Annotated in this window: 18 protein-coding genes and 1 pseudogene; 8 read left to right on the plus strand and 11 right to left on the minus strand. The window is 58.8% G+C overall.

Annotated features, from left to right (window positions below):
* The first annotated feature begins 491 nt into the window (after nt 1-491).
* Nucleotides 492-929 (plus strand): response regulator, encoded by a 438-nt coding sequence (locus tag P0D80_RS35655; protein WP_408290868.1) that lies wholly within the window; start codon nt 492-494, stop codon nt 927-929.
* A 73-nt stretch (nt 930-1,002) separates the two neighbouring features.
* Here the strand turns inward: P0D80_RS35655 and P0D80_RS35660 are convergent, their stop codons facing one another.
* Nucleotides 1,003-1,167, minus strand: coding sequence for a hypothetical protein (locus P0D80_RS35660; RefSeq protein ID WP_408183583.1), 165 nt, complete (start codon nt 1,165-1,167; stop codon nt 1,003-1,005).
* A gap of 359 nt (nt 1,168-1,526) precedes the next feature.
* Between P0D80_RS35660 and P0D80_RS35665 the strand changes: the two genes are divergently transcribed.
* Nucleotides 1,527-1,787 (plus strand): response regulator, encoded by a 261-nt coding sequence (locus P0D80_RS35665; RefSeq protein ID WP_408290870.1) that lies wholly within the window; start codon nt 1,527-1,529, stop codon nt 1,785-1,787.
* A 100-nt stretch (nt 1,788-1,887) separates the two neighbouring features.
* Here P0D80_RS35665 and P0D80_RS35670 read toward each other — a convergent pair whose 3' ends face one another.
* Together P0D80_RS35670 and P0D80_RS35675 are read right to left on the minus strand one after the other, a co-directional pair.
* Complete coding sequence (locus P0D80_RS35670; RefSeq protein WP_408290872.1) at nt 1,888-2,055, minus strand: DUF2934 domain-containing protein; 168 nt, start codon at nt 2,053-2,055, stop codon at nt 1,888-1,890.
* Between the two features lie 66 nt (nt 2,056-2,121).
* A complete protein-coding gene (locus tag P0D80_RS35675; RefSeq protein ID WP_132382006.1) occupies nt 2,122-2,397 on the minus strand; it encodes a GlsB/YeaQ/YmgE family stress response membrane protein in 276 nt (91 codons plus the stop codon).
* 282 nt (nt 2,398-2,679) lie between these two features.
* Between P0D80_RS35675 and P0D80_RS35680 the strand changes: the two genes are divergently transcribed.
* From P0D80_RS35680 to P0D80_RS35690, 3 genes are all read left to right on the plus strand, one after another.
* Nucleotides 2,680-3,027, plus strand: a complete 348-nt coding sequence (locus P0D80_RS35680) for a hypothetical protein (protein WP_408290874.1) — start codon at nt 2,680-2,682, stop codon at nt 3,025-3,027.
* A gap of 580 nt (nt 3,028-3,607) precedes the next feature.
* Nucleotides 3,608-4,024 carry a hypothetical protein gene (locus P0D80_RS35685; RefSeq protein ID WP_408183576.1) on the plus strand — a complete coding sequence of 139 codons (417 nt, stop codon included), beginning with the start codon at nt 3,608-3,610 and terminating at the stop codon, nt 4,022-4,024.
* Nucleotides 4,025-4,426: 402 nt separating this feature from the next.
* A complete protein-coding gene (locus P0D80_RS35690; protein ID WP_367840578.1) occupies nt 4,427-4,873 on the plus strand; it encodes an HU family DNA-binding protein in 447 nt (148 codons plus the stop codon).
* A gap of 161 nt (nt 4,874-5,034) precedes the next feature.
* Here the strand turns inward: P0D80_RS35690 and P0D80_RS35695 are convergent, their stop codons facing one another.
* Both P0D80_RS35695 and P0D80_RS35700 read right to left on the minus strand, forming a co-directional pair.
* Nucleotides 5,035-5,652: a rhomboid family intramembrane serine protease gene (locus P0D80_RS35695; protein ID WP_408290877.1), complete on the minus strand. Its 618-nt coding sequence runs from the start codon at nt 5,650-5,652 to the stop codon at nt 5,035-5,037.
* A gap of 35 nt (nt 5,653-5,687) precedes the next feature.
* Nucleotides 5,688-6,674, minus strand: a complete 987-nt coding sequence (locus tag P0D80_RS35700; RefSeq protein WP_408290879.1) for a LysR family transcriptional regulator — start codon at nt 6,672-6,674, stop codon at nt 5,688-5,690.
* 151 nt (nt 6,675-6,825) lie between these two features.
* On the opposite strand from P0D80_RS35700, the gene P0D80_RS35705 reads away from it, so the two are divergent.
* The gene (locus P0D80_RS35705; RefSeq protein ID WP_408290881.1) at nt 6,826-7,647 is read left to right on the plus strand and encodes an aldo/keto reductase; all 822 of its coding nucleotides are present in this window, start codon (nt 6,826-6,828) and stop codon (nt 7,645-7,647) included.
* Nucleotides 7,648-8,066: 419 nt separating this feature from the next.
* Here P0D80_RS35705 and P0D80_RS51935 read toward each other — a convergent pair.
* The 4 genes and pseudogenes from P0D80_RS51935 to P0D80_RS35720 form a co-directional block, all read right to left on the minus strand.
* Nucleotides 8,067-8,181, minus strand: a pseudogene (locus P0D80_RS51935) (SOS response-associated peptidase family protein); the annotation flags it as partial.
* A gap of 94 nt (nt 8,182-8,275) precedes the next feature.
* Complete coding sequence (locus P0D80_RS35710) at nt 8,276-9,370, minus strand: Imm72 family immunity protein (RefSeq protein ID WP_408290884.1); 1,095 nt, start codon at nt 9,368-9,370, stop codon at nt 8,276-8,278.
* Entirely contained in the window at nt 9,367-9,954 is a 588-nt protein-coding gene (locus P0D80_RS35715; RefSeq protein WP_408290886.1) for a hypothetical protein, read from the minus strand. The genes P0D80_RS35710 and P0D80_RS35715 overlap by 4 nt, the downstream gene beginning before the upstream one ends.
* Nucleotides 9,955-10,079: 125 nt before the next feature.
* Nucleotides 10,080-10,541 carry a hypothetical protein gene (locus tag P0D80_RS35720; RefSeq protein WP_408183265.1) on the minus strand — a complete coding sequence of 154 codons (462 nt, stop codon included), beginning with the start codon at nt 10,539-10,541 and terminating at the stop codon, nt 10,080-10,082.
* A gap of 213 nt (nt 10,542-10,754) precedes the next feature.
* Between P0D80_RS35720 and P0D80_RS35725 the strand changes: the two genes are divergently transcribed.
* Complete coding sequence (locus P0D80_RS35725; protein WP_408183264.1) at nt 10,755-11,063, plus strand: helix-turn-helix domain-containing protein; 309 nt, start codon at nt 10,755-10,757, stop codon at nt 11,061-11,063.
* A 282-nt stretch (nt 11,064-11,345) separates the two neighbouring features.
* Here the strand turns inward: P0D80_RS35725 and P0D80_RS35730 are convergent, their stop codons facing one another.
* Together P0D80_RS35730 and ppa are read right to left on the minus strand one after the other, a co-directional pair.
* Entirely contained in the window at nt 11,346-11,621 is a 276-nt protein-coding gene (locus tag P0D80_RS35730) for a CppA family protein (protein ID WP_408183262.1), read from the minus strand.
* A gap of 313 nt (nt 11,622-11,934) precedes the next feature.
* Nucleotides 11,935-12,462: an inorganic diphosphatase gene (gene ppa, locus P0D80_RS35735; RefSeq protein ID WP_132375596.1), complete on the minus strand. Its 528-nt coding sequence runs from the start codon at nt 12,460-12,462 to the stop codon at nt 11,935-11,937.
* A 252-nt stretch (nt 12,463-12,714) separates the two neighbouring features.
* Here ppa and P0D80_RS35740 point away from each other — a divergent pair, with 252 nt between their 5' ends.
* Nucleotides 12,715-14,154: an aldehyde dehydrogenase family protein gene (locus tag P0D80_RS35740; RefSeq protein WP_408290890.1), complete on the plus strand. Its 1,440-nt coding sequence runs from the start codon at nt 12,715-12,717 to the stop codon at nt 14,152-14,154.
* Nucleotides 14,155-14,157: the final 3 nt, after the last annotated feature.

Here is a 14,157-nt window from a genome sequence, read left to right on the forward strand (position 1 = left end):
ACACGCGGTGTCAGCCGCAAAGATGACCAGGACAAGCTCGCGGATGATATCGCAGACAGCGACCGTGACCCAGCGACGCCGGACAATGCTGCCCCTATCCTACAGTCCGAGGACGACGAACAGCACGACGAAATGTGCGATGAAGACGCACCCGAATAAGAGGCGAGAGAGATAGGCGCTGCGCCAAAACGGTCAGCTGGCTGCGCGTCGCTGCACAATCGGGGGAGCGGCGGACGGGGCTCGGCGTGGTCCGCCTTTTATGGCGGGTTGCAAGCGACGCGGGGTCAATCCTTCTCCGGTTCCGAATGGGTCTCGGAGGCTGCCGGGGCCAACGTTCAGAGTCATCGTTTGTCCGGAATTGCTAGCGGCTTTCCCGGGCGCCGTCCACGTTGTGGCGTACATCAGTCGCGCCGTGCGCCGCCGACTGACGTGCATCGTTGAGGCACGGCTGTTGCGGCGGCCAAGGGTATACCTACGCGCGCTTACAAGCCATGTCCACAGTCCTGCTCGTCGACGACGACCTCGATAACCTCTGGGCGCTTCAGTTGGCCCTGGAAAGCGGCGGCCATCACGTCGTACTCGCGCAAAACGGCGCGGAAGCGTTGCACAAAGTTCTGCGCGAAATGCCACGGCTCATCGTCACTGATTGGCAGATGCCTGAAATGGACGGAGATGAATTGTGCCGGCGCGGGAGGTGCCAGCCCGCATTTGCTCATCTGCCGATAGTCATGCTGTCAGCCATGCCCGAACCCCGCGACGGTCCGCCCTGCTGGTCGGCGTTTTTTCGCAAGCCCGCAGACCTCGCCATGCTACTGCGCACGGTCGACACGTTTGTAGCCGGGCGCCTGGCGGCGGTCTCTGCGCGGCCTGGCGCCGAGGGCCGGGCGGCTTCCCGGTGGCGGCCTGTCAATCCGCGCCGTTGGCCGTAGCGCTCTTCGTTCGATTTGTCCAGGAATGGCGAGCGCGCTTGAGGCCAGGGCCAGCCGCACCTCCAATAATTCTTTAACCGCTGCCCCCTGAACCCGGATTGGTGGCCGATGCCGGCATGGCGGCGCCGGACTTCTTATGCATCTTCTTGTGCGAAGTAGCACCCGAGGGTGTCATGCTATTCGCCCCCGACGCACCCGACACCGTGTCAGTCGAACCACCTGCGTTCGGTTTGCTCATCCCCGTGCCTCCTTGCCCCCCGGCGGCCCCGCCACCCGCGCCTTGTGCGTAGATACTCCCAGATATACCGACAAATAGTGCTGCAATCAAAAGTCCTTTCATCACTCTCATGGCAAATCTCCTCGAGGCCGAAGCGTTCGCTGGCACCGGAAGGTGTGCGCCCGCGTCCTACTTCGCGCAATTCCCGTGCCCCGGCGACGCCGCCGTCGGACATGCAGCTCTTACTTCGGGTGACGTGGGGGCCCCTCAGCTCTTAGTCCATGCAAAACGACGTTGACGCGGGCGCCCGGAGATTGAAGTTGAGGCCGAGCTGCAGTTGAAGAGTTTTTTCCTTGCCGCTCAGGGCGCCCTGACAACGTGTGTCGGACGGCCCTCTAAGAGCCGTCCAGATGTTCTTGCCGGACGTCGCGCTCATTGACGAAAGGATTCCGCAGATGAGCGGGCGCGAGCTTGCGGAAGTCTCTCGCGGAAATCCCGCGCTGATTGGAATGACTCTGGTTGCGTTGAGCGGCTTTAATCAAGACGCCGATGTTCAGAGGTCGAAAAGTGCAGGCTTTGATTTGCATCTGACCAAGCCGGTTTCTATCGATGAAGTTATCAGAGCAACCGAAAAGAGATAGGCTCCCGGTTCATGTGAACCGGGGCGTTTCGGCTCCGGCAGGCGAGTGTCAGCGAACTGAGCCGCGAACACTCGCTCTGAACCATCGACAGATTTACTACTCAAGTCGGGCTGCCGTCCGAGTTCGGCTCCGCCGTCGGACCGTCCACGCCTAGCTGCTGTCTCGCCTTCTCCCAATACTCTTCGGAACGCATGTCAGGACTTCCGTCCTTCTCCCAAAGATAGAACGCGAGCGTACGAATCTGGTCCTCGGTAACTGGCATATCCATTTCAATCTCCAGAAAAATCGCCAAATGGGCAGGGCCTTGCCGCTAAGGGTCAATCAAATACCCGCGTCAGAGTGAACGCGCGCGACCTCCACTGAAAAGGCGCAGGATTGCAAGCAGGATGACCGCGCCAATCAGCGCCGTAATAAGTGAGCCGATTATGCCGCTTCCCAAGTGCAACCCGAGAACTCCGCCAAGCCATCCTCCGATGAATGCGCCAACGATTCCCACAATGATGTCGACAAGAATGCCGAAGCCACCACCGTCGACGATACGACCGGCCAAGGCGCCGGCGATGCCGCCAATAATTAGCCAGAAAATGATTCCGTGCGAGACCGGGTCCATATTCGTTTCTCCTTGGGTTCAACCGCTCTAGCGGTCATTGTCAGCAAGCGCTGCAACGGGCACCGACGCAAGCAGCGTTCCCGTGGCGACTCTCAGTCCCCAATCTGTTGCATGGACAGACTTCATCAACTAAAGAACCGCGAGCGTTTGCCGTAATTGCCCTCAGCGGGTCGTGCGGGTCGCAGAAATCAAACTACAGATTCGAGGAATCAGATGGCGGTAGTCAACGCGTGTGTATCGCAACCGTCCCCGCTGATGTTCGAGACCGAAGGCTGACAAAAGGTGGCCGCCGCTTGCGTCGAGTTCGGAGGCTGGATTCATCGCGACAAGACACTGACGCCAATCAAGCTGTCGGCCCTCCTGACAATGCCAGGCAACCCCGGCCTAGCCTGGGCGATGGACAGCCTCGCGGCGGTCGCCGAAGCCGGCATACTTGACGGGGACCAATACATTGAGCAACTGTTTGCGAGCAAAGCGGATGTGCGGTCCTTCCGCCTGATTCTGCGTGACGCCGGCGGCGAGAAGTGGCTGAACGACCGCCATTTAAGTGCCTTAAGGAAATTGGGCTGCGCTGAACTCGATGCAGTGACCTATGCTGCGGCCGCGAGCTTCTTCGACCCTGCTCAGTAATCCGTCATGGACGTACAAGTGATGCTTGTACGTCCGGAAAACCACTCTCAAGCTTTCGCCGTTCCTTCCTGCAGAAAAGCGATTTCGATTTCTCGCTCAAACCAAAAAATCGCCTCGCGGCGACTCTCGCCGCATCCACCGTCCGGCAACGCAAAACGTCGGTCTGATGTCACAAGATTTGCGAGCCGCACGGACGCACCTGGTCCTGATGCCGCGACAGTGCGAACGACCCTGCGCAGCGCGGCAGCGTCTTGGTCGTAAGCAATAAAGGCGCTTCGCGCCACACTCCGCCTGCACTCGGTCGATTGCCATCATGGCATGCGGCCAACATGCACCCAGCGAGTTAAAAATCGTTGAGTCGCTTTCGATGGTCGACGCATACAACGTCCCCAACTGGATGAGATAGTTTCGCAGTCTCTATGAGTTGTGATGCATCCAAGTCGATGCTTTGCACGGCGCATTCCAGTCGTAGAAACCGCCATTCACGTTTGTCGCTCAAGCACCGCTACGTTGATGCCGTAATCAACGCTAGCCGGTCACGCTGTCCGGTAGAAAACAACAATCGAAATAGAGGACTCTGATGGCAACGATTAACGGATATATCCCGCAAGTCACCCCGCTTATGTTTGAAACCGAAGAAGGGCAGCGGATGGCCAGCGCTTGCATCGAGTACGGCGGTTGGGACCACATGAACAAAACGCTGACGCCAATCAAGCTTGCGGAACTGCTGGCAAGACCTCATAACCCGGGTCTGTCATGGGTGATGGATAGCCTCGCTGCCGCGGCTGAAGCCGGCCGACTGGATGCAGACAAATACATCGAGCAGATTTTTGCAGGCAAGGAAGATGTGCGCGCTTTCCGCCATGTCTTGCGAGAGGCTGCCGGCGACCGGTGGCTCACAGACCGTCACCATAATGCTCTCCGGAAGCTAGGCAATGCCGAATTCGACGTGACCACCTACGTCGGAGTTACAGCGCTGTTTGACCCTGCTGAGTAAATTCGAGGTGTGCTTCAGGGTTGCCGGAAGGTGACCCTGCGCTTAAGCCATAGGAAAATAAACATCCTTCAGCAAACACCAATCACCTTAAGCGCTCGCATGCATCATTGCCGATTCCGGCACCCGACGCTGGACTCGCGCGAGTGGTTTACCTCTCTTGCCCCTGCGTCAAACCCTGTCGCGTAGCCGTTTTCGTGAACGCAGCCTCCTCTGGAGGGGTACAGGTCGCCGTTTTTGCGTTCCTTTTGCACAAAACCCCTTGTTTTAGGGCCTCGCCCGTTGCGGATTCAAAAGCGAATTGCTACGCTAGCGCCAGCCTGAGGATTTGGACCTTTGCGCATTGTCGGTGACTACGCAAAGGCAAGGACCCCGGGCCAACCTTTGACCAATGACGAGGAATCTATGGCAACGAAAGCTGCAGCAAAGCCGGCTCCGAAGAAGGTGACGACTCCGGTCGAGAAAAAGGCGAAGGCGCCGACGGTGAAGAAGGCGGCGACTCCTGCCACCAAGAAGGCGGTCGCTGCCACGCCGCTGAAGCCCATCAAGGATTCGTTCACGAAGGCTTCGCTTGCTACCCATCTTGCCGAGCGCGCAGGTGTCGAGCCGAAAGCGGCGAAGGCATTGATGGCCGCTCTGGAAGAAACAGTGCTCGCATCGGTCCACAAGAAGGGTGCGAAGGAGTTCACGCTGCCGGGTCTGCTGAAGGTTGTTGCTCAGGACGTGCCGGCAAAGAAGAAGCGCTTCGGCAAGGACCCGTTCACGGGCGAAGAAAAATGGTTTGCCGCAAAGCCCGCTTCGGTGCGTCTGAAAGTGCGCCCGCTGAAGAAGCTGAAGGATGCCGCGGTCTAAACCTGACCACCGGAAAGGGAGCCCCTCGCGTCGAAAATCTGAGGGGCTTTTTTGCTTCTCTGCCCAGGACGCACAGGCCTTTATTTCATCTGGCTACTCAAGATGAGCTGGGCGATACCGCCGGGCATCAGGGCGTGCTCAATGTGCCCGCATTTGCGGCGTCATAAAAGTCGTGCACTGCGGGCGGCTGCGCGCGCGGCTAGGATGCCTCCCAGCGCGCCACCCAGATGGCTTTGCCACGACACGCCTGGATATATTGGCATCACGCCAAAGAGCATGGTCAGCCCGTAGCTCGCCGCTACGAAAAGTGCAGCTAGCATCGCCAGAACGTGCCGCGTGTAATAGCCCCGCGCGACCAGGTAGCCCGCGTAACCGAACACGAGGCCGCTCGCGCCGATATGCAACGTGTAGGGCGCGCCGAGCAGCCAGGCGCACAATCCAGCACCAAGCATCGCACCGATTGTCGCCTGCCAGAAGTTCGCGATGCGCGGCCAGGTGCACAGCCAGCCCAAGATGAGCAGTCCACCAGTGTTGGCTACCAGGTGCATCATACTTGCGTGCAACCACGGGGCGAACAGGATGCCCTGCAGCCCCCCAAACGTGCGCGGCACCACGCCGTGCCGGTTCAGATGCAGGAATGGCAGCGCAACAGACAGGAAAAAAACCAACCAGATGGAGCCAACGAAGGCGGCCAGAAGGAGACCACGTGCCTTGAGCTGCACGAAGAGCGAGTCAGAAGTGGAAGTCGTGCCATAGCGCCGGGACGAGACTTGCGGCATTACCAGTTACTCCGTACTCGGCTTGATATCAATTGTCATGGACGCGATGACGTGCGCGCTTTAGCTTTTGCGCTGCCGCGGTTCCCCCGGAGACCTATCTGACGGTGCGTAACGGGTGCGGCTGCGGATAATGACTCGAGGCAGAAATTAATGAACGCGTCGACTTTCGCAGCACGATGGCGCCGGGACGGAAAGAGCGCATACAGCGGAAATCTTTCGTCCGGCCAGTGCGGGAAGAGGTCCACAAGCAAGCCATCACGCATTACCTGCTCGACGCCAATCTCCATCACCTGGGCGATGCCAGCGCCGGCGATACACGCGCCGAGCATGGTTTCCACGTCCGACACGAGGAGACGCCCCTCTGCCGGTATCTCCGTGACCTTCTTACCCCGATGAAACTCCCACTCAAAGGGCTTGGCCGTCACGGGGTTATAAAACATGATTCGCTGATGCCTGCTCACCTCCTCCGGTTTTCCTGGCTTTCCGTGCTCAGCCACATACCGCGGAGACGCGACCGTAATGATGCGCGTATCGAGCAGCTTGCGTGCAATCAGTGTTCCCAGTGGCGGGGGTCCAAAACGCACCGCAAGGTCAAATCCATCTGCCACGAGGTCGCCGACGTCGTCGCGCATGATGAGTTCGAGCGAGAGGTCAGGATGATGTGCCAGAAAATCTGGCAATCTTGACGCCAGCACCGTCCTTGAAAAGAACGGGTCAACGTTGACGCGAAGCTTTCCCTGCACGACGTTCGCCGAACCCGATGCCGCTGAAGCCGCCTCTTCGATGCCGGTCAGGTGCGGGCCAACCGCTTCATATAGACGCCTCCCTTCGTCGGTCAGTGTTTGCGAGCGCGTCGTTCGGTCAAGCAGCCGCACCCCCACCCGCTTTTCGAGACGTGAAACAGCACGGCTAACGCCCGATGGCGACAAGCCGAGAGCATCTGCTGCGCGCACGAAACTGCCGCTCTCGGCGACTGCGGCAAGTACGGTGATGCCAGAAAACAGCCGACCATCAAATGTCATGCCCTCTCCGAGGCTAATGTCATTTCGCTAGTTTAATCACGAGTGATTTGAACGGCACGTACTTTATTCAACAATCAAAAAATGGGAGATTGTGCTCCTGAACGCTACGGCGGCTTGCGCCGCAAACCAGGACCAGCTTGGGAGAGCAACCATGGAAGCTTTGAAGACACAGGGAATTGACCTGCCCCGCCTCGGATTTGGCACATTTCGTATGCCGGGCGGAGGTTGCCAGCCAGTAGTTGAAAGTGCGCTGGAGCTTGGATACCGACACATCGACACCGCCGAGATGTACCAGAACGAAGAAGCCGTAGGCGCCGCAATTGCGGGCTCGGGTCTCGCGCGAAAGCAACTGCATCTGACCACCAAGGTATGGCACGAGAACCTCGCCCCGGATGCCCTGCGTCGCGCCCTTGACGCCAGCCTCGCAAAGCTCGGTGTCGACTACGTTGACCTGTACATGGTGCATTGGCCGTCGCGTGACATGGACCTCGGCGCCGTCATGGAAACAATGCAAGGCTTTCTGCAGAACGGCACCGTTCGCTCAATCGGTGTGTGCAATTTCAACGTGACGATGCTACGAAAAGCCATCGAGGAAATCGGTGCACCCATCGCCTGCCACCAGATTGAATACCACGCGTTTCTAGACCAGTCGAAGATGCTGAACTACTTGCGCGAGAAAGGCATTCCACTTGTCGCCTATGCCCCGCTTGCGCAAGGCAGGGCAGCAAGCGACCCCGTACTTCAGGCAATCGGCACCAAGCATGGCGCGACTGCTGCCCAGGTTGCACTCGCCTGGCTTCTGGAACAGGACGGGGTCGCCGTGATTCCTAAGGCTCAACGTCGCGAAAGTCAAAAATCCAATCTCGACGCGCTGGCGGTGAAACTCGACGATGATGACCGGCACTCTATTGCGGCGTTGCCGAAGAACCACCGTTTCGTCACTCCGCCGTTCGCGCCGGAATGGGACGCGTAACTGTTGCCTTCGCACTGCAGTGCAGTCCATCCGCTAGTCATCGCCGCAGCGGTGGGGCGGCAATCGACGCTGATTCATCGACATCCATTCAACAGAATGTCAGACTCTCGCGTGAACCGCCTTCGATTGCGACCATCATGTTCAACTCATGCGAGACAAACAGCGTGGACGCAAAAAGTCTCTGAATGCCTTCACCTTCAGGGCCGTGTACTACAGCCCGGGGAGCGGTGAGAGCCAAGGTCTCACATACGAGTTCATTAAGTTAGATGACTCGTGGCTCTTAAATGCCCTCCTTTGAGCAACCCGCAATTTGGTGGATTGACCTCTGCTTCAATCCACCATCGTGAGCCTGCAACAATCGGTGGTCACGCAGCCAACCGGTGCTCGTAGTACGGCCGGTCCCTGTCATCAAGTATCGGTTACATCGCCGCCAAGTCCGATGTATCCGGGTTGAGCCAAGCGTCTATATTTTCCGGCTTATAGGGATGATGCACCGGTCGTGACAGTGGCTGCGACCTCCGGCGGCGGCTCGTCCATATTGCAATCCAAAGGTGACAGCGTTGAGCTCGACCTTAATTGCCCACAAGTTCTCGCGTCCCCGGCAGTCGACTTACCCCCCGGAAGATTGTCACGTTCTCTTGACTAGGTGCCAGGTCACCCAATGCACTTTCCTCTCGCCCAGGTTATCTGTGACCATCAGGTCCGGCATCACCGCTCCTGCGACTATGTGAATAGACGAGTCCGCGTATTTTTCTGCACGCCACACCCCAGAAACCGGACACATGTCCCCAGTCTTGACGTCTGGAACGTCAGCAAGCTCAGCGGGCGCATCTTCGCGCTTCGCAGCGAGGAAATACTGTGACTCGTCCGCAATCACCCCATCCTTGTATCGCGTGTCTTCCCACAATAGACGCCAGTGAGTACTCGTGACGGCAGACCGCAAAGTGAGTGGGTCAGGCCGCCCTTTGATATTCGGCGCGTGAGTCCCTTTGACCAAATAGTTGAAGCAGCCATTGTTTTCTTCCGTTTTCTCACCGACCGATAGCAGTCCTAGCACCTTACCGCGACTAATTTTTACAGGCTCCCAGATGCCGTCGGCGGTGACCTCGTCACCGGACTCGACTACCGGACCGAGGGAGGCAGGGATTTCCGGAAGTGACGGTGGGAAAAAGGGGTAATCCAATTCGTAGAACTGGTACTTATAGCGGTCCGGGTCCAGAAGTAATGTCGCCGACTGCAACTGAGCAAAATTGTCGTTTGAGGCCGCAACCTCGAAAGGCGCTTGCTCCATCTGGAACTCGGATGCACGCATCAATCGAGCAAGTCTATCCACCTTGGTTGGATATGGAGCCAACTGAGCGCCTCGCTCCCAATACGACGGGTGGGGAAAGAAGTACTGGCAAAGGTGATAGTAGCGATTGACCGCGAGCTTCAATGGTTGACCATCTTTCCATATGAAACGATATCCACGCGCTAGCTGCTCCAGGCCCTTGTCGTATAGACCCAGAATCTCGTAGATGGTCGACAGGTTGTCGGCCGGCATGTACTCCGGGTCGCCCTCTGGCCACGTCTTGACAGCGATTTCGTACTCGTCTGCAAAGATGGCGAACGCGTCACGCTTCTTTTTCCAGAGCGCATAGCTTGTCAGCCTCTGAAGCAACCAGAAAACTTGACGGCGAGTTAGGTTGTCCTGCATGTCGTACTGCTTCATCGTATATGTCACCGTTGCGTCTCGAGATTGGCGCCAGTTCGCACTGCGGCCGCCTTTATACTGTTCGTCGGCGTGACCTTGCTCTGCACTTCGTCGGTCGCAAGCCGGCGTGTTTTTGCCGCGTAGCCAATATCGTCCTCAAACCGACTATATCCGTAAACTTTTTCGACGTTTTCCCACTTCGTTTCGAAGAAGTCAACTCGAATACCGTCGACAATCATTGGCCCATTGGTGGCTAATTCGCCAGCTTTGATTTTTTCACCTACCTTTGTTATCTCTTCCGCCAGTTTGCCGAGGTCAATCACGACTTGCTCGCCTCCACCCTCCAGATACTGCACTGGCGTTGAGCTTCCGAACTGCTCTGCAATTTTGCCTTGCCACGCCTTTGCCTGCGGCATACGCATCGCGAAATCATCCGGCAGATGCAGAACGGCCAGGTAACCGTTGCCATTCCATGTGTCCAGCACGGCGGAACGTTCGGACGCGTTGCTTGAAATGGTCAGTGGTTGGGTGTTTGAAATCGCGCCTATATCGCCTGCAATGTCTCGGCAACCGGCGGCTGAATTCCTTTGAAACCTCCGCAAGTGCAAACTCAAGCGCGCGGTCGGTCTCAGTGCCCATTCGTCGAGGGTTTTTGCTGCTCCGCCTCATGGGCCCTCACCATGAACAGTCGAACCATGGAAGCTTCCGCCGCGGGCGCGTTGCCAAATTCGAACGGTCATCAGCTAGGCGTGCTACTGCGTGGTGACTTGGCGCTGCTGCGAAGAATCTTGGCGTACCGCGCTTTAAGTCCATCCCATTCGACCCGAACATGCCCCGCGAAAAGAGGGTTGCCATTGGTCATGTCCTCATACTCGTCGGCTGTCAATCCGCCGAGCAGTGCATACATCTCTTGGACAACGGTTCGCGCTTCCAACGGATGCAGGCCCGTGTGCACTATTAACTGCAGCTCGATGGCGCCATCAAATTCATCTCGCTGCTGTACAGGCGTTCCGAGGTAGTCGCTCACACATTTGCGAACAAGCCACTTAAGTAAGTCGGCCCGCCATTCGACCTCGCCCGGTAACACTTGAGGTGGCAGTTCAATGCTTTCGCCCTCAATCTCTATGGTGACCGGAGCGCCGATGCGGGTAAGAGCGGCACGAATGGTCGCCGGCACGTAGTGCACATGAACGATTTCCAAGTTACTTCTCCCGCGGTTTTTGCAAAGAGGCTGCAGATGCCCGAGAAGGCCAGCTCAAATTTTCGACGACGGTGACCCGTGTTCCCTTAGGAGGAACGTCACTTGTCGATGCAGTGTAGAGGCAAAACGTGTAGATGTAAACTCTGTAGATTCAAACTACGTCGACGCTTAAGCTGTAGATACATTCGATGCGTTGGGCGATGCTTCAGCCATATGAAAGAAGAGCTGAAGCCCATACAGGCCCAACTACGGAGTCGGCTTTCGAAGAATCTAAAGCGACTACGGGCCACGCAAAAAATCTCGCAGGAGGCGTTGGCCGACTTGGCGGGATTGCATCGCACCTACGTTAGCCAAGTTGAGCGGATGATTACGAATATTTCCCTCGACAACATTGTGCTGCTAGCGGGTGCACTTCAGGTGGACCCAGCGGAATTGCTGGCAAAAATTGAGGGAGAGGACGAGCCTGTTGCTGCTGAGAGCCGGGCCGCCAAAAAAGCCCGGCGCCCGGCGCCCGGCGCCTAAAATTTCAGCGGCTTGCTCGAGTTTTCGACGAGCCATGAGTTGACGACATCTTGACGCCAACGAAGAAGCTCGCGGTCAGATAGAACCGCACGGGGTGGCAGCAGCCAAGGGCGGTGTCTTGCTCGCAGGATGCTTGTGCGCACGGAGAGGCCAAGGATGTCGGCAAGCTCGCTGGCGTCAAGGTAGTGGTAGGAAGGGCAATCTGGGGCTGATGTCATACCTCGTCTAACGCGAGGTGTTTATCCGTGCGATTTCAGCAAAGCGCATAGCCGGCAGCAATCGTTAGCGCGACCGCTTTACCGTTTGGCCAAGCAGTTTCTTGATTTCAGCGAGCTGCCGTCGGCCCTCCTCTCGCGGCGTGACAGCCACTTCATCGGGAATCACGACACCGAGCGCTTTAGCAATGTTGGAAACATACGGACGAGTCCGCCCGGGCAGTTCCGCGCACCCGCGCAGGACAACTTCGGTACCACAGACAGTGACCAGAAACTCCAACGCGCGTCGGTCACGTTCGGAGTCGACGATGATGCCAACTGCAATCAGAGCCGAGAAGTCCACAGGCATTCTCCGGTCGAAAACCCATTACCCGGAGAATTCTATACGAAAAACACAAAATTCAACAAATTCAAAGAACTACGCAATCTTGCACCGAAAACTTGTGCGGCATGCGTGATTGGCCTCAGCGCCCTGCTGGGCGCCTCGGAAAATCTCTGCGAAATTTTCTCTATCTTCAAAACCACAGGCGCACAGGCGTCACCGCCGAAAGTCAGGCGAACAAACGCAAAGAGGCAAACCGTTGTGGCTTGCCCCTTAAAGACCTACCGAGTGCTCGCAAAGCAAACTCAATCTTTCACTTTGCGATTACCCTGCTCTACTTCTTGTAGTTCGCCGCGCCTTCGGTGATTTCCTTGTGCGCGGCGTCGATGCCCGCCCAGCCGTCGACCTTCACCCACTTGCCCTTCTCAAGCGCCTTGTATTGCTCGAAGAAGTGCTTGATCTGGTCTTTCAGGTACGCCGGGACGTCGTCGATCGACTTCAGGTCGGCGGTCATCGGGCAGACCTTGTCGTGCGCGACGGCGACCAGCTTCGCGTCGACGCCGGATTCGTCGGTCATTTGCAGCATGCCGAGTGCGCGGGCACGCACCACCGAGCCAGCCAGCAGCGGGAACGGCGTGATGACCAGCACGTCGACCGGATCGCCGTCGCCCGACAGCGTTTGCGGAATGTAGCCGTAATTCGCCGGATAGCGCATGCCCGTGCTGATGAAACGGTCGACGTGGAGCAGGCCCGTTTCCTTATCCGCTTCGTACTTCACCGGATCGCTTTGCGCCGGGATTTCGATGATGACGTTGAAATCTTGCGGAAGGTCTTTGCCTGCGGGGACGTGATTGAAGCTCATGAGCGCTCTCTGATCAGGATGGAATTCGGAACACGGCGCGCGGTGCGGCCACTCGAACGGCATGCATCGTGAAACTCGCCTCGAGCGCCGGCGCTGCGGCCGGACAGTGCGGAATACGCCATTATAGCCAATCGGCCGATGGCATCCCGCGTTGGATCGGCGCGATAATCATCTGGCGTCTCTCGATTGTGCCTCTCGTTTGTGAACACCACGCAACCGCAACGCGGCCGCGTGACACCTCAAGGAGCATGCATGGAAGAAGCCCGACACTTCATCGGCGGCGAGTGGTCCGCCGCCTCAGGCGGCGAGACGATCGCCGTGCTCGATCCCTCGGACGGTCAGCCCTTCACCCAGTTGGCACGCGGCACCGCGGCGGATATCGACGCCGCCGTACACGCCGCGCGCCGCGCCTTCGAAGGCGCGTGGGGCCAGGCGAGCGCCGCCGAACGCGGCCGCGTGCTGTACCGGCTGTCCATGCTGGTCGCCGCGCGCCAGGAAGAACTCGCCCTGCTCGAAGCCCGCGACACCGGCAAGCCGCTCAAGCAGGCGCGCGCCGATTCGGCCGCCCTCGTCCGCTATTTCGAGTTCTACGCCGGCGCGGCGGACAAACTGCACGGCGAAACGCTGCCTTACCAGACCGGCTACACGGTGCTCACGATCCGCGAGCCGCACGGCGTGACCGGCCATATCGTGCCGTGGAATTACCCCATGCAGATTTTCGGCCGCAGCGTGGGCGCGGCGCTCGCCACCGGCAACGCATGCGTCGTCAAACCGGCCGAAGATGCCTGCCTGTCCGTGTTGCGTGTCGCCGAACTGGCCGCCGAGGCGGGTTTGCCTGCCGGCGCGCTGAATATCGTCACCGGCTACGGGCATGAAGCGGGCGCGGCGCTCGCACAGCACGCCGGCATCGATCACATTTCGTTCACCGGGTCGCCGGAAACCGGCAAGCTCGTCACGCAGATGGCCGCCGAGAATCACGTACCGGTCACGCTGGAACTGGGCGGCAAGTCGCCGCAAATCGTCTTCGCCGACGCGGACCTCGACGCGGCGCTGCCCGTGCTGGTGTCGGCGATCGTGCAGAACGCGGGACAAACCTGCTCGGCGGGCAGCCGCGTGCTGATCGACCGCGCTATATACGAACCCTTGCTAGACCGGCTGAGCGGCGCGTTTCAAGCATTGCGCGTGGGCCCCTCGCAGGCCGATCTCGACTGCGGGCCGCTGATCAGCGCGAAACAGCAGCGGCGCGTGTGGGATTTCCTCTCCGACGCGCAACACGACGGTATCGCCATGGCGGCGCACGGCGAGGTGATTCCCGAAGCGCCGGAAAGCGGCTTCTATCAGGCGCCGACGCTGCTGCGCGATGTGCCCGCCAGCCACCGCCTCGCCCGTGACGAAGTGTTCGGCCCCGTCCTCGCCGCCATGTCCTTCAGCGACGAAGACGAAGCGCTGGCGCTGGCCAACGGCACGCCGTTCGGCCTCGTCGCCGGCATCTGGACGCGAGATGGCGGGCGGCAGATGCGGCTCGCGCGCCGCCTGCGCTCCGGCCAGGTGTTCATCAACAACTATGGCGCGGGCGGCGGCGTCGAATTGCCGTTCGGCGGCGTCAAGCATTCGGGCCACGGCCGCGAAAAGGGCTTCGAGGCGCTGTATGGCTTCACGGTGCTGAAAACCATCGCGATCCGGCACGGTTAGTCG

This window comes from Paraburkholderia sp. RL17-373-BIF-A (assembly GCF_046030175.1).
In the GTDB taxonomy this organism is placed as follows: Bacteria; Pseudomonadota; Gammaproteobacteria; order Burkholderiales; family Burkholderiaceae; genus Paraburkholderia.